Here is a 21,268-nt window from a genome sequence, read left to right on the forward strand (position 1 = left end):
TAGCAGTTGGGTGAATTTACTTTAGTTCGCGACGAATGGCTTTGTCCAGCTCTTCGACACCGGAGGCACGGAGTATGAGATCACCCTGTGCGTTGATCAGGTAGAGTGCCGGCAGAGACTGGATATTGTACGACCCTATGTACGGCGAGTAGGCACCATTGGTATCAATGACGTTGGTCCAAGGCATGTGCTTCGTGGTATTGCGCCAGACATGCTGGTCTTGCTCCAAAGCGACTTGGTAGATCCTAAGGCCCTTGCCTGAGTATCGGTCAAATAAGGATCTGAGGATACTGTTGTACTCCGGAGCCCAACTGGCGCCCATACTGGTGAACGAAAGCACCGTGGGTGCTCCTTGTGCGACCTTGGAGAGTGCGATGGTTTTGCCCGTAGCATCGGGGAGGTTGATGTCGATATAGCCGACCACACTCACACCCTCTAGGGTTCTCGGATTGGCGTTTTCCTCTTTGGCGAGACGCTGAGTACGTGCCACGGCCATGGCTTGGAGTGCCAGCTTGTAGAGATGCTCGGTACGTGGGTCATCGGGACGATAGACCTTATAGGGATTGGCTATAGCTGCAAAAATCCTCGCATCCGCAGGATCATAGATACTGAATACCGGATCACTGTCCACTTGCTGAAAGAGAGCAAAGTAGGCGGCAGGGGACATGGGGTTGTCATTGATTACACGAAGTGCCACTTGCTTGTAGTTGGCCAAGACACTGTCACGAAGTGCTGTGTACTCAAAGAAAGAGACGGCACCGCTGTTGTACCGGTCCAACGCTGCTCTTGCTTGGCTATTGGCCGACCGACTTGCCAGCCATACTTCCTTGATTAGCTCCGACTGGTTGCTACCGCTCACCTCATAGTCCGTGCTCATGCGCTGCGCAGGTGCGTTGATCGTAATAGTCTCTATCGAATCAACCGCAAAGGGTATGATCTCTGTCCCCAAGCGCAGTCGGTAGTGCTCGGGATACTGCGGTGCGGCTCCTCGTAGCTTGTAGTGTCCGTCTGCCTTGAGGACTACTGAGTCCTCCGGCTCCACTCCGGTCAGGCTCCGATGCTCCAGATAGAGTGTCGCTCCATCCGCACCGGATAGGGTGCCATTGACCTCAAATGTGGGTTCTCGCTTGGCACAACTGCCCAGCAAAAGTCCGACCAAAGCTACTGCTAGTATTCTTTTCATTTCGTTTCTTGTGTAGTAGGTATGATTATCCTATAGCTTTCTCGTTCGCCCCCTATCTCCACTTGGAGGACCAGTACGCCTAGCCCGGCCAAGGGTTTCTTGTCCAAAAAGAGCACCCTTCCGCCCCCCGGGGTGCCTTCCGGATTGATCGGACAGCTGTAGACCGGCTGTCCCAGTAGGGTATATATCCTGAGTTCCCCGGACTTTCCCTGCATTCTTTTTGAAAACATGAGCATCAGCCGATCTTCGGCTATCGACTGCATGCACACAAAGTGCTTCGCATCTTCCAAGCGCACATGGTCCTTGCGATCAACCATTAGATCCAGCCACAAGGTCGCCTTGATTTTGCCGAACCTTCCCTCTTTTTGACCAAAAGCTGTTTCTCTCGACCCTTGGTGTGCGACCAGGTTGATATTCGGTGGCAAAGCAGAGGTGTTGATCGCGAAATAGTACGAGGACGCCCCGCTATTCGGGACGGCAAGTGTCTCCAGTGGCACATAGACCTCTCGTATGATCCGCTTTGGGGCAGCCCCGCTCAGCAGTTCGTCCGGCAAGATCGCCGAGGCCACTTCTCTGGGTGTGGCACTCAGTGCATCATACACCTTTAGGGTCAGGGGGGCACTTGTGGTACGCATCTGGGGAGTGGGCTGTACATCCAGCATCACATACACGCCCGTGATCTTTTCACCCGGATTCACATCATACCGCTCAGCGATACTCTCGTAGCCCATGAGCTCGGCTCGATCGATCATTTTCAGTTGCTTGTAGGGGTCGGCCGACTGCTCCGAAAAGGTCATATGAGTGATTCGCTTGAACTTGGGTGCCTGTCCACCTCCTTCCTCTCTACCCGGACAGTCGGTGATGGAGGTATTGCCGGCAGTCAGGTGTCGACAGATAAGCTTTGCCCCCTCCTTACCCGGTCCATCTACTCCCTCCTTAGCCGACCGAAAGACCTCTTTCAGCGAAAAAAAGTAGTCGGACATCCTATTTCCGCAGTATGAGTAGCCTCCGGTCAGTCCACCGACAACCCGATTGTTTTGGTCAAAAAGTGGCGACCCGGACGATCCCGGAGCAGTGGTCCCCATATCCCATCGAGCGACTTGGACAAAGATCTGCTTGTCCCCCCACGGATAGCCACTGCCATAGCGGGCTAGATCTTTGGCAATGTGCGTTGTCTGGTTTACCCGCTTAGGCTGATAGCTTGGATGGTGGACGTTGTGGAAGTTTCCGGAGGGCAAGCCATTCACCTGCCATCCGGCATAGTAGGGTCGATAGCCGGCCGGAGGGTGCTGTTGCATCTGCAGCATGCAGGCATCTGTCGTTGTATCCACACCCACCAGCTCTGCCCCGGAGAGTGATTGGGTGACCGATGGAGCGACACCCGACATACAGACCGGCGTCGCATAGTTAAAGACCACCACCGTACGTCTCGCCCGCTCACTGTAGTTGTGGTACCTAAAGTTCCCGGTCAGCACATGAGAGGCAGTCATGATATACGGGGTACCATCATTTTTCGCTGTATTGGTGAGCCATCCCGTCCCCGCCGTAGTACCACCCACATAGATCAGCACCACACTTCGCGCAATGTCGGCCACAGGTGGGTAGCACGCAACATCAGGTGTACAGGCGAGGTTATTGGCCCTTGCACCGCCAAACTCACTTTGAATCTTGATCAGTGCATGATTGACCTCCCTCAAGCGCAACTCCGGCACGTGACCGGATGGTAGCTGGAGCTCTAGGACCACATCATCTGCAGAGATCGGTATCGTGGAGAGCTCGTTGTACCGATTGTTGTTTTCCGCCCCAAAAGGGCCGATCACCACCTGCTTGTTGCCCGTGGCATAGATATACAGTCGCCCCTCACGTGGCAATCGAAAGTCGCTAAAGAAAAAACTCAGCCCCTCCGCCCCCCGCGAGGAGACACGCATCTGCCACACCTCCGCATCACCCCGCCTAAAGTGGAGTGCTCGGTCGGCAAAGGGCACATCCACCACCTGCTTGTGTGCAAAAGTCAGGGTACGCAGGTCAGAGCTATTTTTCTGCTCCATCGCCAAGCGTGCCGAGTCCTGGTCAAATCCCCCCAAGCGCACGATCGGGAGCCCCACCGCACTTCTCAGCGTACCCCCACCTTCATCCAGGCCGTAGGGGCTACCTGTCGTGACGATCTGCGCCACAAGCCCCAAAGCACAAAGCGACCAGAGCAACAAGATCATGCCCAGTCGTTTGCCAAGAGATATATTGATCAATCGTCTCATCCGAAAAAGCCACACCGCCATCTCGGCATGCCGAGAGCTGACCCAAGTAAGGACATCATTTGCCACACAAACACAGGAGGCCAATACAAAAGTATCAAAAAATCCCCAAAGTACCTCACAAGCCCACTTATCCACCGCCGGACAGCACCCGCATTGTCAGCAAAAAATATTATATTTGAAAGATTTATTGGACCAACCATCGACGCACCATGGATTTATTACTTATCCTTCTATTGATACTCGTAGGACTTGCCGTATATCGACTGTGGCCGGTCTTGCGCGCCATCAGCCATATCACATCCCTCCAGCGCGAAGCTCAGCGAAGATACCAAGAGCAACAAGATCATCAGAGAGCCACAGAGCGCGCAGACAACCCACCACAAAAGTCAGAAGACCTAATAAAGGGGGCCAACCTAGACCTCAATGGCGGAGAGTACGTGGATTATGAAGAAATAACAGACAGTAAACAGTAAGTTAAATCTCCTCATCTCGCGCAGACTAGTTTCTAAAAAACTTCAACTTCAATTGTGCTTGGTTGAGAATATTTATCTACATTTGTTAATCCTATTTCCCTTGGATCTTGTTTTTATAGTGACCGTATGAAGCTAGAAACTTTCAGGACAATGCTCGACACCAACACCAAGGCGGTGTTTTATAAAAAAAGAATCATCGAGCACATCGTAGATATTGGACCCGAGACACTGCCCAATCTGGCTAAGTATCTTGAGGTGAGCGTGCCGACTGTGAGCAAAATGGTCAATGAGCTTGTCGACACCGGCATCCTCAAAAGCTATGGTAAGCTGGAGACCTCCGGTGGACGCCACCCCTTTTTGTACGGTCTGGATCCAACCAATTGCTACTTTTTGGGAGTCGACTTCGACACCGAAGAGATGAACCTGATGCTCATGGACTTTTGTGGCGACCAGATCCGCAATGAGATGGGAAGGCCATTCAAGTTTGAAAACACCGAGGAGTGCCTACAGCTCCTTTGCGATGTGGTCAATGAGTTTTTGGACAAAAACGGCCCAGAAGATCGCAAAAAGACAGTATCCGTAGGCATGAATATCTACGGCCGGCTCAACCCCAACACCGGCTACAGCTACACCTACTTCAACTTCAGCGAGGTCCCACTGGCCAAGGTCCTCTCCGACAAGATCGGCATCGAGACCTTCATCGACAACGACTCCCGAGCATGCGCCTTTGGGGAGTACATGACCCACTACAAGGATAGCGGTAGCAATATGCTCTTTGTCAACATGACCTGGGGACTCGGTCTCGGCATCATCGTGGATGGGAAACCCTACACCGGCAAGTCCGGATTCAGCGGAGAGTTTGGCCACATCCATGCGTACAACAACGAAGTACTCTGCCACTGTGGCAAAAAAGGCTGCCTCGAGACCGAAGCTAGTGGCCGTGCCTTTTATCGGAAGTTCATGGATCGGATCAAGTCGGGAGACAACTCCATCCTGAGCTCCAGCAAGAGCGACCTACACAAGCCACTGGAGGAGATCACCCTCCTAGACCTCATCGAGGCCACCAGACGAGAGGATATGCTCTGCATCGAGATCCTCGAGGAGGTGGGAGAGCATCTCGGGATGCACATCGCCAGCCTAATCAATATCTTCAACCCCAACGTCGTAGTCATCGGAGGTGTCCTAGCCAAGACCGGAGACTACCTCATGCAACCCGTACGAAGCGCCATACGCAAGTATTCGCTCAACATGGTCAACCAAGACACTGCCATCAAGCAGTCCATCCTGCTACGCTATGCCGGTGTGGTAGGGGCCTGCATGCTTGCCCGAAAAAAATCCATCGAGCGACTGTAGCACTGCACCGCTAGGGAATCGACACAAAAATAACACCCCCATCACCCTACTCACTCAATAGAGGAGAGGTGATGGGGGTACTTGTTGTCAGCCCTAAGATCCAAAGTCCAAAAATCAACCCGGATCACCCTACCCCAAAAATACCTTTTGGACGGCCGAGCAAATTTTTCTATCCGTCTAAGCGATCGCTTCTATCCGTGAAATGTTTTGCTTCTATCCGTGAAACCGATCGCTTCTATCCGTAAAAAAACAGAATCCTGTAAGCAACTAAAAGACAGATACTTACGCTCCAGAAAAAAGCACCCCAAATTCACCCACCTTTTCAGTCCCCCAAAAAGCAAGATTACAGGAGGCCAGAAGACAGCACAACGCACTAAAAGTCAGCTGAATACAGGAAAATCTCCACCTCGCACCCACCACAAGGTCTCTCGCTGTACACCCTGCGCAGAGCCTCAGCACATTGGTCTCAGATGAGCAAAAGGGCTCTTCCTCCTGCACGAGCACAAAAAAAGTGTGTCCAAGCACTGCCTAGACACACCCGCTTGCCTTGCTACTGCAAGGCTTGTGGATCCTGTAGGATTCGAACCTACGACCCTCTGTTTGTAAGACAGACGCTCTGAACCAACTGAGCTAAGGATCCGAAATATCGTGAACTCTGTATTGTTTGGTGGATCCTGTAGGATTCGAACCTACGACCCTCTGTTTGTAAGACAGACGCTCTGAACCAACTGAGCTAAGGATCCAAACTAGTGTCGTATCGCGAAGTGATCAACCGTCCGAGGGTCTTTCACTGCTAACGCTTGGCAAAGGTACAAAAGTTTTTTGATTTGTCCAACGTTTTCTTCCGGTATTTTTATGAGGAGCCTCGGTGGCCAATTTTTCCCGCTCCCTACCACGCAATGGGGGTGATGCCGTGAGAGACGAGGTAATAGTTGGTCTTGGAGAAGTGTTGGCAGCCAAAAAAGCCCCGGTACGCAGAGAGCGGAGAGGGGTGTACACTGCGGAGGATACAGTGCTTGGCGGGGTCAATGTACATCTCCTTGCGCTGGGCATCACTTCCCCATAGCAGGAATACAAGGTGCTCCCTACGCTGCGACAATACCTGTATGACGTGATCTGTGAACCTCTCCCATCCCCACCCGGCATGGCTCTTGGGTGAGTGGGCTTGGACGGTGAGGGTGGCATTGAGCAAAAGCACCCCTTGTCTCGCCCAGTGGGTGAGGTCACCACTGGTAGGAGTCGGTATGCCGACATCGGTGGCGATCTCCTTGTAGATATTTTGGAGTGAGGGGGGGATAGGACAGCCATCGGGGACCGAGAAGCTGAGCCCCATAGCTTGCCCATAGTTGTGATACGGATCCTGCCCGAGGATGACGACCTTGACCCGATCGAGTGGGGTCAGGTCAAAAGCATTGAAGATCAGTGATCCGGGGGGAAAAACAGTCGTGGTGGTGTAGGCTTGCCGGACTCTCTCCGCAAGTTCGGTGAAGTAGGGCTGTGCAAACTCATCCGCCAGGGCTTCTTTCCAAGTGGGGTCTATCTGTACGTTCATGATGACTTAGTCTAGTTCGTTGAGCTGATCCAGTAGGTCCACCCCGACCAAGTAGGGATAGGTATCGACGGTCTGCTCCTTGGTCAGCCGCTCTGCCAGCTCACGGAGCTTGGGGCGTGCTTGGGGGAGATGGTCGGCAAGCGCATTGAGGGCACGGAGTGCATAGGTGGCTAGATCGAGATTGCCCTCGGAGAGGTCCTGAGAGAGGTGACGATCAAGGGCTTCGAGTAGGGCTGTATCTACTTTTTGGTTTAGGGCTAGGCGGTTGATGATGATGTAGGGGAGGATCGTCATCATCTCGGTGGGCTCCTTTTGCTCCCATATCCAGAGAGCCAAAGACTCACCATAGAGGGAGGGAGCGACTAGCTTGAGGACAAAAAACTCGGCGAGCTCCAACTCTCCAATATCCCGGCACCACTGGCGCAACAGATCGGGGGTGACCTCAAAGCGAGGAATAGTAAGCAGGGCTAGGAGTTTCATCTCACGCACATTTTTGCTCCACATGAGGGTGGCCAGATCGAGGTTGTGTGGCAGAGTGTCGCCAATAGTGTGAAGGTGCAGGAGATTGACCCCAAAGTTGATCTCGTAGCCCACTCCGCCATCGCGCATGCTCTTGGAGGCGATGCCGTCCATGTGTCGGCGAAGCTGGTTGCGGAGATTGTTGAGGAGCGAGTGCCAGCGACCCTCAGGCCCCTCTTTGGACCTAGGATGCTCCGCCATCGACTCCACCAAGCAACGGTACTGCCTGCTGTAGCGAAGGTTTTGGCCAAAGTAGTCCTCATCGTAGGTGAGGAGATAGTCTCCACCATCCGTCGGGCGAATCCGGGGATTGACAAAGCCAACATAGGGCGCCACACCCAGGTCGGCCATTCGGCTCAGTACCTCTGCATGCAACTCAGGGTCAACCTGAGTGGCGTAGGTACGTATCAGTCGGTCGGCGGCGGCATAGTCTCCGGTGCTTTTGATGCGCTGAATTTCGGCCAACTGCACTCCAAACACTCGTCTCAGCTCGTCATAGTCGTGGACGAGGACGTAGTGCTTGCCCTCTAGGAGAGTAAGCTCTGCCGCACCCGTATCACGACAGAGATCGAGAGCCCAATACGCGATGAGGGCACGGTTTTGCATGTGTGCCTGTCGGAGGATCAGTTCGTCACCCAGCCTGGTGAGCTGCGTGAGTATTCCACGCGTGAGGTACCGGTCGTAGAGTGCCTTGTAGGCATCCGGAGTGGGGAGTACACCATCCTGCACGAGTCGAGGGTGTGCGATGAAGTAGAGCGCATTGAGATCGGCTCGAGCCTCCTCTATGGCAGAGGCATGCTCTCCAAGAGCATTTCCAGAGACCCCCTCCAGCAGCTTGCCCGACCCGTGCCCCAACCCCTCGTGGAGATCAGTGTGGACGGTGTCGGTGATGGTACCATAGCGAAGGACACGCTCCCGGACTTCTTTTGAATAGTAAAAGCGTGGCACCAACTGTCCAAGACGAGCTTCGGAGATAGCCTCGGAGATATTGGTGAGAGTGACGGACTTGGAGCCCACTTCTGCGCGTATCCTTTCGTCATTGGGCAGGTTGATCCCCAATGGCGAGGATGGATAGGAGTCTCCGGCGAGAGTCACCACTTGCACAGCTCTATTGCTCATCGCGCCAATAGTCCGACGCTTGAAGGCCGGATCGATCGGCGACTCCCGCTCCATCTGCTCCGCCAAGTCGACTACCTTGGCGGTGCGCTTGGTCCCCTCGTGATCCAGAAGTTGCAGGATACCCTCCCACGAACCTTTGAACCCAAGCGGATCAGTGTAGGTCTCGATGAAGCCGTTGATCATATCCACCTCCTCCAGTAGCTTTACCCACAGCTTGCTGTACGTCGCAAAACACTCCAAGTCACCGGTCTCGTAGTATTCCACCAGTTTTTGGAGTACCTTTTGGGTCTCAGTGGAGGGCGCCAGGCTGATTGCTTGCTTTAGGTGGTAGACGATTGGTATCAATGCTGTCCGATAAAGTCCGGAGGTAGAGGCGACCTCCTCGGTGAGTGTACCATCAGCCCTTCGGATCAGTCGGGTATTGAGCCCGGGCGCAATGCTATAGTCCTCCCGGTGCTCGTCGTAATAAGCCTCTGCCTCAGCTGTGGAGATACCTCGGTCATAAAAGTGGACACTCGATCGCTCCAGCAGAGTCTCCTTTTGTCCCGTAGCCCTACGAAAAGGATCCACTGTGGGGTCAAAAATAAGGGCCTCAACTTCATCAAACGAGGTACCTACCGCATCGAGGTATTCGGTCACATCATACGGCAACTGCCTCAACGCCTCACGATACCACTCACGCGAAAAGCCGGGCAGGGTCTTTTCTTCGGTATAGCTATGGTGCAGGCCACTGTGGAGCCAAATCGCTCCAAGGTACTGCTCCAGCTCCGGAGTGCGGTTGGAGGGTTCGCTCCAGAGTGTCTCCATTAGCTCACGCACGACCAGCCCCAGTCGATGGTGCTGCATGTAGGTGATGTCTCGCCCCCAGAGGCAGGCTTCGGACAACTGATAGAGATAGGCTCTTTCGCGTCTGGAGAGTCGTTCCCAGCCGGCTACTCGGTAGCGAAGGATGTCAAAGGATTCGCAGTGATAGACTGTATCGGTATTCATCGGGTATAGGGGGGTTATTCGGAAAAATAGTGGCGACTGATGCGCATGGATAGCCGGGCAAGGACTTCGTAGTGAATGGTCCGAGAGGCATCGGCCATGCGGGTGATGGGCAGTGTGTCGTCAAAGATGGTGATAGTGGATCCTTCGGTAGCCAATGGAGCATCGGTGAGGTCGAGCATCGTCGTATCCATACAGATATTGCCCAAGGTTGGGACGAGTGTCCCATCTTCGGTCCTAAAGCTCACGGCACCATTGCCCAAGCTACGGGGGAGTCCATCGGCATATCCTATCGGGATAACCCCTATACGCGATGGGCGGTTGAGCCTTCCTTTTCGTCCATAGCCCACTGTGGCACCAGCCGGCAGTTCTCTGGTCTGGAGGAGAAGCGTCCGCAGAGACGCCACGGGCTGAAGACCCAGTGGATCACTCTCCAGAGGCGACAGGCCATACAACCCCACCCCTAGCCGGATCATATCACTCTTGTAATCCGGGAAGCGTATGGCACCTGCGGTATTGAGTGCATGCTTGAGAAAATGATAGGATAGGCCCGAGCGCATCTCAGCATCTATCCGATCCATCAACTCCAGCTGGGCTCGTGTGTACTCATCCTCTGTGGGATCATCTGCGACCGATAGGTGGGTGAAGATACTCGCCACACGGACAGTCCGAGTCTCCTTCAGCATCCTCAGGACAGACGGCACCTCGTGTAGTTCAAAGCCCAAGCGGTGCATCCCGGTATCCCACTTGAGGTGTATCGGATAGTCCTGCTCGTGGAGGGACTCCGCTGTGTGGATAAAGCTCTCAAGGATCGTCCGAGAGTAAAGATTAGGCTCCAGTCGGTAGCGGATCATTTGCCGATAGGCGCATGGCTCGGGATTCATGATGATGATCGGGACATTGATCCCCTGCTCTCTCAGCTCCTTTCCCTCATCTGCCACGGCTACAGCCAGGTAGTCCACCTTTTGTCCCTCCAGCACTTTGGCGATCTCATAGCTTCCCACACCGTAGCCAAAAGCCTTGATCATGCAGGTCACCTTCATCCCCTTGGGGAGTCGTCCGCGGTAGAGGTTGAGGTTGTAGGCAAGCCGACTGAGATTCACATCCAATATGGTCTGGTGCACCCGACGAAGCAAAGCATTGGTAATCCGCTCAAAGTGTGCTACGCGAGCCCCCTTGAGCAAGACAATATGCCCGGCCAAGTGCTCAGCCGGTCCCCATGCCAAAAACTCCTCCACGCTTGCAAAATAGCGAACCCCCTCTCCCAGTGCGGATAGGTGAGGCAGTACCTCCGAGCCTATGGCGATGATGTTGTCCGGCTTGTGCAGCGAGAGCATCTCCCCTATCCTACGATAGAGTGTGGCAGGAGCGTTGGTACTCTCCCGAAACGCCGACAAGACCACACTTCTTGGGCGATGATCCAGGTTGCGACGCTCCATATAGCTCAGGGCTATACGTAGAGAGTCGTAGTCGGCACTGTAGGTATCATTGATCAGCAGCATGTCGGACACCCCCTCCAGTACCTCCAGACGCATATCCACCGGATACAGCTTCTCAAAAGCTCCCCGGTCCTCCAGCACATCCGCCGCCACCTCGTGGAGCAATACCAGCACCAGAAAAAGATCCTGTAGGCTCCCCTCATCCAGCAAAGGCACTCGATAGAGATGGGGCACACCGCCGATCAGACAATCGATAGTCGTGTGACTTGGCTCGTGGATCAGATCCCGAATAAAAAGCTCGGCCGATTGGTCGCTTTTGCTCCACCCGATAATACGGCACCCTAGTCCAACTCGGGCGATCCCTGCCTTGATCAACGCTGAGTCCTTGTCGACAATCAGGCAATCACTGCCCCTAAAGAGCTTGAGCTTCTCATCCAGCTTTTGCTCCATTGACCCGAAGTGCTCCTGATGCGCCTCCCCCATATGGGTCAAGACCCCTATCTGTGGTTTGATCATGGGCTCCAGCAGATCCATATCACCCGGCATAGATATTCCGGCCTCGATGAGAGCCAGCTCCATATCCGGTGTCAGAGACCAGAGAGAGAGGGGGACACCGATGGACGAATTGTAGCTCCTAGGCGATCGTCCCACTGTATGGTGCGTGCGTAGGAGCTGATAGGCGAGCTCCTTGAAGGTCGTCTTGCCATTACTTCCCGTGATCCCCACGACCGGATAGCGCAGAGTGCACCTGTGGTATCCGGCCAAGTCCTGTAAAGCTCGCAGAGTATCCTCCACGACCAAAAACGTCGCCTCCGGACACTCTATCCTCGGCAAGTCTTCCCGGCTCACGAGATAGTACCTCACGCCTCTGTCGTAGAGGTTGGCGATGTACCTATGTCCGTCGTCCTTGTCCGTCACCAGTGCGACAAAAAGGACACCTGTGGGGTCCGCCAGCGTCCGGCTGTCGGTTAGGAGGCTAGTGATCACCCCTACTCCTGCACCATCTATCCGTGCACCTATGATATCAGCTATTTGCGAAATTTGGTATTGGGTCATTCGTTGGTTAGTCGTTTTAGTCGTTTCAGCTCACTCAGGACCAAAGGATGCGGACGCTTTTGTGCAAAGCACTCCAGCCGTTCCAAGAGCCGTTGATAGTGTTCTTGTCGCTTGATGGGGGAGTCTGTCAGAGGCTTGTGGCGCAATAACCTTCTCAGCTTGTCCCACTCCGGGTCGGGCTCCGGTGCCAAATAGGTCGTCGCAAAGCGTTGCATAATATAGTCCACAGCCTGCTGAGATGGGTGGGCATAGTCCTCGCGATAAAAGCGGTAGTCTCGCAGCTCATCATGCATAATCTCGTAGCTCGGGAAATAGTCCACTTGCGGGAGACGAGTCAGCTCATCCACTGCCAAAAGGAGGACCGACTTGCTCAGCCGGCTCTCATGTGCTCCATCTGCGTAGTGGGGTATCGGGCTGACCGTCAGGATTACCCGCAGATCCGGGCAGAGGGCCTGCCATTGGCTCAGGGCCTGACCTAGAGCCGACACCACCTCATCCACCGACACCCGCCGTCTCTCAAATAACGAGGCAGGGAGCTTGTGACAGTTGTTCACAATCTCACCTGCCTTTGTCGTATAGACATAGGCTGTACCGAGCGTGATCACCAGAAGCCGCGACCCCAAAAGCCCCTCACGCCCACTCTCAAAGGCCTCCCGCATACGGACGAGCGCCTCCGACTGCTCTTCGGACGAAAAAGCACCATGATGCATATAGCTGTGCCACAGTCCATCATGGCAAAAAAGGGACTCGCCACTCGGGGGTACCCCCTCCAGCACCTCCGTCAGCCCCCGAGCAATACTCAGGGGGTTGTACATCACCCCATACGGCGAACGACACACCGAGTACAGATCCTGCTCCAAGTACTCGGCCAACTCGGACGCAAAGCAGGACCCCCACAGCGTAATCCCATCCGCATGGCGGTACAAATGCTCTGCCACCGGTATCTCTATAATTTTTCGGAACTCCATACCCGACAAAATTAACCAGAATAGTCCACAAAGCGACTCTTTTTTTTGCCAAAATTTTGGGCAAAACACCCCTAGGCACCCATCGAAACAGAGGGCGAAAAAAGCTAAAAATCGTTGTTCCTCAGAGGCTGCTTTTCGGGCTATTTTTCGTGTTTTTCAAGGCACAGATAATCAGGTACTTGCAAAGGACCTTGAGTTTCACGGATAGAAGCAACACTTTTCACGGATAGAAGCAACACTTTTCACGGATAGAAGCGATCGCTCGGACGGATAGAGGGAAAAGAGACCATTTCGAAAAAGGCACCAAAAACTCAAGCCCCTCAATCCACTTGAGCCGGGCCAAAGCTCCCCACACTACAGAATGGACTCAACTGATCTGCAGCCAGTCCTTTTCGTCCGCCATGATCTCGGACAGTCGTTGGCGGATGAGCGCATTGTGGGGCAAAGCGAGAGTGGGGTCCTCGCGAATGATATGGTCCGTGAGACGGGAGACAAAGGTGACGATACGACCATCCTCGGAGAGGTTGGCGACCCTTAGGATCGTGCTGTCGCCACTCTGAGCCGTCCCCTCCATATCGCCATGTCCCCTCAGCTTCAGATCCTCCTCAGCAATATAAAAGCCGTCCGAGGAGTCGCACATGATCTGGATCCGCTTCATGGAGTTTTCCGAGATTCCATCCGCAGTCATGAGGATACAGTAGCTCTGAGCTGTGCCTCGCCCCACCCTGCCACGGAGCTGATGCAACTGTGATAGCCCAAATCGCTCCGCACTCTCGATCAGCATGACAGAAGCATTGGGCACATCGACACCGACCTCTATCACCGTCGTCGCCACAAGGATATCAAGCTCTCCGGCCGAAAAAGCACGCATGACCCTCTCTTTTTCCTCAGCCGGCAAGCGACCATGCACCATACCCACACGATGAGCGGCAAAGGAGGTGCGTAGCTTTTCGTACCCCTCCTCCACGCTCCGGTAGTCGAGGTTTTCGCTCTCCTCTATCAGCGGATAGACGACATACGCCTGACGGCCCTGTCGTAGCTGGTCACGGATAAAGGTGTAGACCTCTAGGCGGGTCCGCTCAAAAGCATGCCTGGTCTCTATCGGGGTACGCCCGGGAGGTAGCTCGTCCAGCACACTGACATCCAGATCCCCATACATGGTCAGGGCCAGGGTCCGTGGGATAGGTGTGGCCGACATGATCAGGATATGCGGGCTGTAGTGCCGGCTCTTGTCCCATAGGACACTACGCTGATAGACTCCGAACCGGTGCTGCTCATCGATGACTGCCATACCGAGTTGACTAAAGCGGACATAGTCCTGAATGAGTATATGGGTCCCCACCAGGATATCAATCTCACCCGCCGAGAGTCGACGAGTGACCTCCTCTTTCTCGGCCTTGCGCATCGATCCGGTAAGGAGGGCCAGCGAGACACTCTGCCCATCGAGCAGGCGAGTAATGGAGCGATAGTGTTGCTGGGCCAATATCTCGGTAGGTGCCATCATGCAAGCCTGCATACCATTGTCGACGGCGAGCAGCATGGCGAGAAGAGCCACCGCTGTCTTGCCCGACCCCACATCCCCCTGTAGGAGTCTGTTCATCTGGTGTCCACTCTGCAGATCGGCATGTATCTCACGCAAGGTACGCTTCTGAGCACCTGTGAGCTCAAAGGGCAACCCCTCATCATAGAGTTGGTGAAAGTGTGGCCCCACCTTGGCAAACAGATACCCCCCGGTCCGCTGCTGCCTGCTCATCTTGAGAGCGATCATCTTCATCCGAAGGTAAAAAAGCTCCTCCGTCTTGAGCCTCAATTGAGCACGCTCCAGTTCGCGCGTACTGTTTGGGAAGTGCATGGCTCGGATGGCGTCACTCCTGGAGAGCATGTCGTAGTGAGAGATGATGTAGTCGGGAAGGGTCTCGGGGATAGCCCCGAGTACCTCACGCAGCACCTCACGGACAAGTGCGCTGATCTCCTTGCTGGCGATACGTGCTTTTTTCATCCGCTCACTGGTGTGATACATGGGGTAGAGCATACCCACAGGACTGCCGGGGGCGCCTTTTAGGTCAAGTTCCGGATGGGAGATGGAGTAGCCTCCGTTGAAATAGGTGGGCTTGCCAAAGACGGTATATTCTTGTCCCACACGCACCGTCCCACGGAAGTAGTCGACACTCCGAAACCACACCAACTCCACGACTCCGCTGGAATCCTGCAGGTAGGCATGTAGCCTGCGCTTGTGTCCTCGCCCCTCCTCCTGTACGCACCGGATCACTCCCTGCAACTGCACATAGGGCATCTGCTGGTGTAGCTCCCGCACAAGATAGATGCGCGTGCGGTCGATATAGCGGTACGGGTAGTACTCCAGCAGGTCTCGGTACGTGCGGAGCCCCAGGTCTTGCTCCAAGAGCTTGGCGCGGCGCTCACCTACACCCTTGAGGCAGACGAGAGGGGCATCTAGTATGGTATGCTGAGTTGCCAAAAGGGGAGATCTAGGCTTGGGGGTCGGATGACTCCGAGGAGACAATCCACCGAGCTAGGGCAAGGTCTCTGGGTGTGGTGATCTTGATATTGGTGTCGATCCCCTCCACCACTGTCGGCACGATGTGCATGTACTCTGTGACGATACCGGCATCATCGGTCAGCCCTTCATGCGGATCAAGCATGTACCTCCAGTAGGCCTCCATGAGGAGCCGTGGCGCAAAGAGCTGTGGTGTCTGCACCAAGTAGACCGTATCCCGCGGCACTGTGGTGCAGCTATCCGACTCCACTATCCTCACCGACTCCACCGGATGAAGTGCCGGTATCACAGAGGCATCGCCTCTCATCCGAGCCGCCATCAACCGAGACCACAGGGAGGCCGTCACAAAGGGCCGAACCCCATCATGAATCGCCACAGTATGGGCATGCTCCGGTACTTTTTGGAGACCATTTTGGACACTGTCGGCACGGGATGCCCCACCTGGGACAATCCTGAGCTCCTGTGCCACAGTGCAGTGGTCAGCTATCATTTGGCAGACAGCCGGGCAATCGGCAGGAGGCACTACGACGATGACACTGTCGGCCGGCTCCAAAAGGTCGGAGACAGCCTGGACAGTGTGGCAGAGTATCGGACGACCCTCTAGGTCAAGGTATTGCTTGGGGCAGTTGGCTCCCATCCGTGTGCCGGATCCTCCGGCGACTATGACTACGGCAAGTGATTGGCTCATCATTGTTTCTTTCTAAATAGATGGGCAAGGCTCCAAAGGGCAATCCCTCCGGCGACACTCACGTTCATCGAGTGCTTGGTGCCGTACTGGCGTATCTCAAGGCAGTAGTCGCACAGGTCTATCACATCCTGTGACACCCCGTCCACCTCATTTCCCAAAACCAGTGCGACCCCCTCGGCCTGCGCCAGGATCGCGTCCAGATCCGTCTCTCCCAGCTTGAGACTACCCTCGGCCTGCTCCAGTGCCAAGGTCGTATAGCCACACGCACGTAGCTCCCGGAGCGCATCGGCCGTCCGCTCATAGTGCACCCACTCCACCACCTCCTCGGCACCGAGAGCACTCTTGTGCAACTCCGGGTGAGGAGGTGTGCCGGTGATTCCACAAAGGACGAGCCGACGCAGTCCGAGCGAGTCGGCCGTCCGAAAGATCGAGCCGACATTGTGCAGACTGCGTACGTTGTCCACCACAGTCACGATAGGAAGTGTCTCCGAGCAGAGGTACTCCTCGCGGGTGAGACGCTTCATCTCTTTTATCGATAGTTTGCGAGCCATACGCCCAAAGTTACAAAAAAAAGTGCCGACCCCGGATCTCTCGGGGTCGGCACTCATTTTATGGCTCCGGCGACACAACGACTGTGCCTCTCGGGGAGGGGGGGGCAAGTCTCCTTAGAGCTTGTGCTCGGTCAGCTTGAGCTCAGAGCGCTTCAGCTTACTCCGTTTCAGCACCACTTTTGCCTCCTTTGGATCACTGCTGATCTGTGTCAGGGTATCATTGGTCTCGTCGTACTTGAGTTGCTCCTTCACCTCTATCTCCTTACCCGCTTCATTGCGATCACTGACGGTCAACGTCAGCACCTTTTGGGTAGGATCGTAGCTCACCTTGCAGGTCTTGAAGAAGCCTGACTTATCATCGGGGGCTACTTGGAGCACAAAGTGTTCGGCCACACCATTTCCGGCAAAGTATATCCCGGTAGCTGACATACCGTCCTCTTTCTGAACATCTGCAGAAAACTCATGGAGGTAGATCGCCCCTTTTGCTGGAAAGGTTTGCTTGTTGTCGGGGTTATTGCCCGCCTTGTTTCCGCAGGAGATGAGGAGGACAGTAGCGAGGACACCAAGTAGCGTCCGGTAGAATTTGTTGGATTTCATGCTTTGGTAAATTTGAAAAAGTTATGCGTGACCTGTGGGGAAGCCCCCTTTCGTCACCCTATTTAGTGCACAAACATAAAAAAAAAACCAATCGACCAAATCTTTGCGGCTCAGATCCGAGCCAAAATCTTGACGGATGGGAGAGAAAGTCCGCCATTAGAGCTTGCTTCGTTGGGTCAGAGTGAGGTCCGACTGCTTGAGGTGACTGCGACGCAGCACCAGTCTTTCGTCTCTTGGCCCACTTGAGATTTGGGTAAGGGTGTCCTTAGTCTCGTCGTACTTAGCCCGCACTACCATCTCTTTCGCCTCACCTTCTGCGGCTTCGAGGTTAGGGATGATCATTGTCAGCACCTTTTGGGTAGGGTCGTAGCTCACCTTGCAGGGCATATAGGTGCCAATCTTGTCCTTGGGTGCTTTGTAGAGCGAAATAAGCTCTGCCTCACCATTTCCCAAAAAGAGGATGCCCTCTGCGGAGAGGTCGTTGTCCGCCTGATGCTCGATGGGGACAGGGTGGAGGTAGATCGCCCCTTTTGCGGGAAAAGTTTGCTTGTTGTCGGGGTTATTGTCCGCCTTATTTCCGCAGGAGATGAGGAGGACAGTAGCGAGGACACCAAGGAGTGTCCGGTAGAAATTGTTTGTTTTCATACGTTTAGTCATTTCGTGAAAGTTGTAACCATCGGGGGCGCAAGCCTCCCTTTTTCACTCTGGCGCGCAAAGATAAAAAAATTTACCAAAGGAGCAAATAACCTTGATCGACCTCCATTCCGCACGCTAAAGCTATTTGTGGTTCGAGCCGAAGACTTCGTGATTTCTTTGGGGCATCGGTGAGCATCCTGGTTTGTCAGTCGAGGGGAAAAAGTTCCTTTTGTCCGGAGAAAAAAACGACAAGGTCGGATAAAAAGATCTCTCGCCCCAAGAAAAAGATAAAATCACACAGTGATTTATTCAGATCACACTGTGACGTGAATAAATCACTTAGTGATTTCAACAAATCACTGTGTGATTTTATCTTTTTCTGCCGGAGGAAATAGTTTGGAAGTACATAGAGAGGAGTTTGTCTCCTTGACCTTTGTTTTTTGCCTCCACTGTTTATGCCGAGGGGAAGTGGAGAGGCCGCACCCAAAAGAGGACTTCCGGGAAAAAGGGGCCTGGAAACGCAGTGAGGGTGTGCCAAATACCTTGGCACACCCTCACCGATTGTCTAGGTTGACTCCTCCTCGGGAGCCGGGTCATGGGCGGATCAGTCGGAGCACTTTGCGCCGATGAACTCACGATTGAGCCGTGCAATGTTGGAGACAGAGACGCCCTTGGGGCACTCCAGCTCACAGGCACGGGTATTGGTGCAGTTGCCAAAGCCCAGCTCGTCCATCTTGGCCACCATCGCCTTGGCTCTGCGCTTTGCCTCGGGACGACCCTGCGGAAGTAGGGCAAACTGGCTTACCTTGGCGCTCACAAAGAGCATGGCAGATCCATTTTTGCAAGCGGCGACGCAAGCGCCACAGCCCACGCATGCAGCGGCATCCATGGATAGCTCCGCTTTGTCCTTGGGCACGGGGATGGAGTTGGCATCGGGTGTACCGCCGGTGTTGATCGAGACAAATCCTCCGGCCTGCTGTATCTTGTCAAATGAAGAGCGGTCCACCATCAGGTCCCGAATCACGGGGAATCCCGCAGAGCGCCAGGGCTCGATCGTGATGGTGTCGCCGTCGTTGAAGTGACGCATGTGGAGCTGACAAGTGGTGATCTGGGTGTCGGGACCGTGTGGGTGGCCGTTGATATACAGTGAGCAAGTCCCACAGATACCCTCGCGACAGTCGTGGTCGTAGGCCACAGGCTCCAAGCCCTCGTGTACGAGCTGGTTGTTTAGGATATCCAACATCTCGAGGAAAGAAGCAGACTGCGAGACCCCCTTGAGGTCGTAGGTCTCAAAGCGCCCCTTCTCAGAAGCACTACGCTGCCGCCACACCTTTACTTTTATATCTATATCTTTATCCATTGTACTTACGGGTTCTAAAAAATAGGGTAGTTACGGGGATTACTTCTTGTAGTTACGGGTTTGCGGCACCACAAACTGATAGTTGAGGTCCTCCTTATACATGACGGGGGCCTTGCCTTCGCCCTGGTACTCCCAGCACGATACGTACATGAAGCGATCATCGTGGCGGAGCGCCTCACCATCCTCGGTCTGGTGCTCCAGTCTAAAGTGACCACCACAAGACTCCTCACGGTCAAGTGCATCGTGTGCCATCAGGCTACCGATCTCGATGAAGTCTGCCAGTCGGAGTGCCTTTTCGAGCTCGATATTGAGGTCATCGGCTTGTCCGGGGACATAGACGTTGGACCAAAACTCCTTGCGGATCTCCTCCAACTTTTGGATAGCCGTCTCCAGTCCTTCCTTGTCTCGACCCATGCCGACATACTCCCACATGACGTGTCCAAGCTCCTTGTGGATCTCATCCACGCTGCGCTTGCCCTTGATATTCATGATCTTATTGATTCGGTCACGGATACCCTTTTCGGCTTGGGCAAATTCGGGCAGATCGACACTAAAGTGGGGTTCCTGGATGTGATCCGACAGGTAGTTTTGGATCGTGTAGGGTAGGACAAAGTAGCCATCCGCAAGTCCCTGCATCAGTGCCGATGCACCAAGGCGGTTGGCTCCGTGGTCACTAAAGTTGGCCTCACCGATGGCAAACAAGCCCGGTATAGTGGTCTGCAGCTCGTAGTCTACCCACAAGCCACCCATGGTGTAGTGGATGGCCGGGAAGATCATCATCGGGGTCTCGTAGGGGTTGTCGGCCGTAATCTTTTCATACATCTGGAAGAGGTTACCATACTTTTCGGCGACCACATTTTTGCCCAGACGACGTATTGCGTCCTCAAAGTCGAGGTAGACGGCCAAGCCGGTACCCACGCCATATCCGGCGTCACAGCGCTCTTTGGCCGCACGTGATGCCACGTCGCGAGGCACGAGGTTGCCAAACGCAGGATACCTTCTCTCCAAGTAGTAGTCTCTGTCCTCCTCCTTGATGTCGGTAGGCTTTAGCCTGCCTTCGCGGATGGCGACAGCATCCTCTTTGCGCTTGGGGACCCAGATACGTCCATCGTTTCGGAGGGACTCAGACATCAGCGTCAGCTTGCTCTGAAAGTCTCCATGCTGTGGGATACATGTGGGGTGAATCTGTGCCATACAGGGGTTGGCAAAGTAGGCCCCGCGCTTGTAGCACTGCCATGCGGCAGAGCCATTGGAGCTCATGGCGTTGGTGGACAAGAAGTAGGTGTTTCCGTAGCCTCCGGTCCCGATCACCACGGCATGCGCTGCGTGTCTCTCCAGCTTGCCGGTAACGAGGTCACGTACGATGATACCACGCGCACGACCGTCCACCATCACGAGATCCACCATCTCGTGACGGGCATACATCTTCACTTTGCCCAGTCCTACCTGACGCATCAGTGCGGAGTAGGCGCCGAGTAGGAGTTGCTGTCCGGTTTGCCCACGAGCGTAGAAGGTACGGGATACCTGAGCACCACCGAAGGAGCGGTTGGCCAGTGTACCACCATACTCACGAGCAAATGGCACACCCTGCGCCACACACTGGTCTATAATCTCATTGGAGACCTCGGCCAAGCGATACACATTGGCCTCTCTTGCTCGGTAGTCTCCACCCTTGATTGTGTCGTAAAAGAGACGATATACGGAGTCACCATCATTTTGGTAGTTTTTGGCGGCGTTGATCCCTCCCTGTGCGGCGATCGAGTGAGCACGGCGTGCAGAGTCCTGTATACAAAAGCACTCCACATTGAATCCCTGCTCAGCCAGTGTGGCGGCTGCTGAGGCTCCTGCCAGACCGGAACCGACAACGATCACATCGAGACGGCGCTTATTGGCCGGGTTGACCAGCTTTTGGTGAGCCTTGTAGTTGCTCCACTTCTCTGCCAGAGGTCCCTCAGGGATTTTTGCATCTATCTTCTTTATATTTTCCATAATACGCATTCAGTTTTTATGATTATCC

General features: G+C 54.4%; 15 protein-coding genes and 2 tRNA genes. 2 read left to right on the forward strand and 15 right to left on the reverse strand.

Going from position 1 to position 21,268, the window contains the following annotated elements:
- Positions 1–16: 16 nt before the first annotated feature.
- Positions 17–1,183, reverse strand: a complete 1,167-nt coding sequence (locus AC1EK1_RS04315) for a DUF4369 domain-containing protein (protein WP_480306797.1) — start codon at positions 1,181–1,183, stop codon at positions 17–19.
- Positions 1,180–3,504, reverse strand: coding sequence for a trypsin-like serine peptidase (locus AC1EK1_RS04320; protein ID WP_480306799.1), 2,325 nt, complete (start codon positions 3,502–3,504; stop codon positions 1,180–1,182). The genes AC1EK1_RS04315 and AC1EK1_RS04320 overlap by 4 nt, the downstream gene beginning before the upstream one ends.
- A 143-nt stretch (positions 3,505–3,647) precedes the next feature.
- Between AC1EK1_RS04320 and AC1EK1_RS04325 the strand changes: the two genes are divergently transcribed.
- Together AC1EK1_RS04325 and AC1EK1_RS04330 are read left to right on the forward strand one after the other, a co-directional pair.
- On the forward strand, positions 3,648–3,911 hold the full coding sequence (locus tag AC1EK1_RS04325) for a DUF4834 family protein (RefSeq protein ID WP_480306801.1): 264 nt from the start codon (positions 3,648–3,650) through the stop codon (positions 3,909–3,911).
- A 126-nt stretch (positions 3,912–4,037) separates the two neighbouring features.
- A complete protein-coding gene (locus AC1EK1_RS04330; RefSeq protein WP_480306803.1) occupies positions 4,038–5,264 on the forward strand; it encodes an ROK family protein in 1,227 nt (408 codons plus the stop codon).
- A gap of 565 nt (positions 5,265–5,829) precedes the next feature.
- Here the strand turns inward: AC1EK1_RS04330 and AC1EK1_RS04335 are convergent.
- The 13 genes from AC1EK1_RS04335 to AC1EK1_RS04395 form a co-directional block, all read right to left on the reverse strand.
- Positions 5,830–5,904, reverse strand: a tRNA-Val gene (locus AC1EK1_RS04335).
- A gap of 25 nt (positions 5,905–5,929) precedes the next feature.
- Positions 5,930–6,007 (reverse strand) — tRNA-Val (locus AC1EK1_RS04340).
- A gap of 146 nt (positions 6,008–6,153) precedes the next feature.
- Entirely contained in the window at positions 6,154–6,816 is a 663-nt protein-coding gene (gene ung / locus AC1EK1_RS04345; RefSeq protein ID WP_480306805.1) for a uracil-DNA glycosylase, read from the reverse strand.
- A gap of 6 nt (positions 6,817–6,822) precedes the next feature.
- Positions 6,823–9,444 carry a dipeptidyl-peptidase 3 family protein gene (locus tag AC1EK1_RS04350; RefSeq protein ID WP_480306807.1) on the reverse strand — a complete coding sequence of 874 codons (2,622 nt, stop codon included), beginning with the start codon at positions 9,442–9,444 and terminating at the stop codon, positions 6,823–6,825.
- 14 nt (positions 9,445–9,458) lie between these two features.
- Entirely contained in the window at positions 9,459–11,936 is a 2,478-nt protein-coding gene (locus tag AC1EK1_RS04355; RefSeq protein WP_480306808.1) for a bifunctional UDP-N-acetylmuramoyl-tripeptide:D-alanyl-D-alanine ligase/alanine racemase, read from the reverse strand.
- Positions 11,933–12,904, reverse strand: coding sequence for a GSCFA domain-containing protein (locus tag AC1EK1_RS04360; RefSeq protein ID WP_480306810.1), 972 nt, complete (start codon positions 12,902–12,904; stop codon positions 11,933–11,935). Before AC1EK1_RS04360 ends, AC1EK1_RS04355 begins: the two co-directional genes overlap by 4 nt.
- Before the next feature lie 367 nt (positions 12,905–13,271).
- Positions 13,272–15,380: an ATP-dependent DNA helicase RecG gene (recG, locus tag AC1EK1_RS04365; RefSeq protein ID WP_480306812.1), complete on the reverse strand. Its 2,109-nt coding sequence runs from the start codon at positions 15,378–15,380 to the stop codon at positions 13,272–13,274.
- Positions 15,381–15,390: 10 nt separating this feature from the next.
- Entirely contained in the window at positions 15,391–16,110 is a 720-nt protein-coding gene (gene ispD / locus AC1EK1_RS04370) for a 2-C-methyl-D-erythritol 4-phosphate cytidylyltransferase (RefSeq protein ID WP_480306814.1), read from the reverse strand.
- Positions 16,107–16,631, reverse strand: a complete 525-nt coding sequence (locus AC1EK1_RS04375; RefSeq protein ID WP_480306815.1) for an RNA methyltransferase — start codon at positions 16,629–16,631, stop codon at positions 16,107–16,109. Before AC1EK1_RS04375 ends, ispD begins: the two co-directional genes overlap by 4 nt.
- Positions 16,632–16,772: 141 nt before the next feature.
- Positions 16,773–17,255, reverse strand: a complete 483-nt coding sequence (locus AC1EK1_RS04380) for a hypothetical protein (protein WP_480306816.1) — start codon at positions 17,253–17,255, stop codon at positions 16,773–16,775.
- 156 nt (positions 17,256–17,411) lie between these two features.
- On the reverse strand, positions 17,412–17,900 hold the full coding sequence (locus AC1EK1_RS04385) for a hypothetical protein (RefSeq protein ID WP_480306817.1): 489 nt from the start codon (positions 17,898–17,900) through the stop codon (positions 17,412–17,414).
- A gap of 595 nt (positions 17,901–18,495) precedes the next feature.
- Entirely contained in the window at positions 18,496–19,251 is a 756-nt protein-coding gene (locus tag AC1EK1_RS04390; protein WP_480306818.1) for a succinate dehydrogenase/fumarate reductase iron-sulfur subunit, read from the reverse strand.
- Positions 19,252–19,290: 39 nt separating this feature from the next.
- Positions 19,291–21,240, reverse strand: a complete 1,950-nt coding sequence (locus AC1EK1_RS04395) for a fumarate reductase/succinate dehydrogenase flavoprotein subunit (protein ID WP_480306820.1) — start codon at positions 21,238–21,240, stop codon at positions 19,291–19,293.
- Between the last annotated feature and the right edge of the window lie 28 nt (positions 21,241–21,268).

This window comes from Porphyromonas sp. C0026D3, from assembly GCF_056590775.1.

Excerpts from the sequence above, each read along its gene's own strand:
- AC1EK1_RS04330 (WP_480306803.1), top strand. The coding sequence starts at position 4,038 with ATGAAGCTAGAAACTTTCAGGACAATGCTCGACACCAACACCAAGGCG.
- ispD (WP_480306814.1), bottom strand. The coding sequence starts at position 16,110 with ATGATGAGCCAATCACTTGCCGTAGTCATAGTCGCCGGAGGATCCGGC.
- AC1EK1_RS04380 (WP_480306816.1), bottom strand. The coding sequence starts at position 17,255 with ATGAAATCCAACAAATTCTACCGGACGCTACTTGGTGTCCTCGCTACT.
- AC1EK1_RS04325 (WP_480306801.1), top strand. The coding sequence starts at position 3,648 with ATGGATTTATTACTTATCCTTCTATTGATACTCGTAGGACTTGCCGTA.
- AC1EK1_RS04395 (WP_480306820.1), bottom strand. The coding sequence starts at position 21,240 with ATGGAAAATATAAAGAAGATAGATGCAAAAATCCCTGAGGGACCTCTG.
- ung (WP_480306805.1), bottom strand. The coding sequence starts at position 6,816 with ATGAACGTACAGATAGACCCCACTTGGAAAGAAGCCCTGGCGGATGAG.
- AC1EK1_RS04355 (WP_480306808.1), bottom strand. The coding sequence starts at position 11,936 with ATGACCCAATACCAAATTTCGCAAATAGCTGATATCATAGGTGCACGG.
- AC1EK1_RS04390 (WP_480306818.1), bottom strand. The coding sequence starts at position 19,251 with ATGGATAAAGATATAGATATAAAAGTAAAGGTGTGGCGGCAGCGTAGT.
- AC1EK1_RS04385 (WP_480306817.1), bottom strand. The coding sequence starts at position 17,900 with ATGAAAACAAACAATTTCTACCGGACACTCCTTGGTGTCCTCGCTACT.
- AC1EK1_RS04375 (WP_480306815.1), bottom strand. The coding sequence starts at position 16,631 with ATGAAGCGTCTCACCCGCGAGGAGTACCTCTGCTCGGAGACACTTCCT.
- AC1EK1_RS04360 (WP_480306810.1), bottom strand. The coding sequence starts at position 12,904 with ATGGAGTTCCGAAAAATTATAGAGATACCGGTGGCAGAGCATTTGTAC.
- AC1EK1_RS04350 (WP_480306807.1), bottom strand. The coding sequence starts at position 9,444 with ATGAATACCGATACAGTCTATCACTGCGAATCCTTTGACATCCTTCGC.
- AC1EK1_RS04315 (WP_480306797.1), bottom strand. The coding sequence starts at position 1,183 with ATGAAAAGAATACTAGCAGTAGCTTTGGTCGGACTTTTGCTGGGCAGT.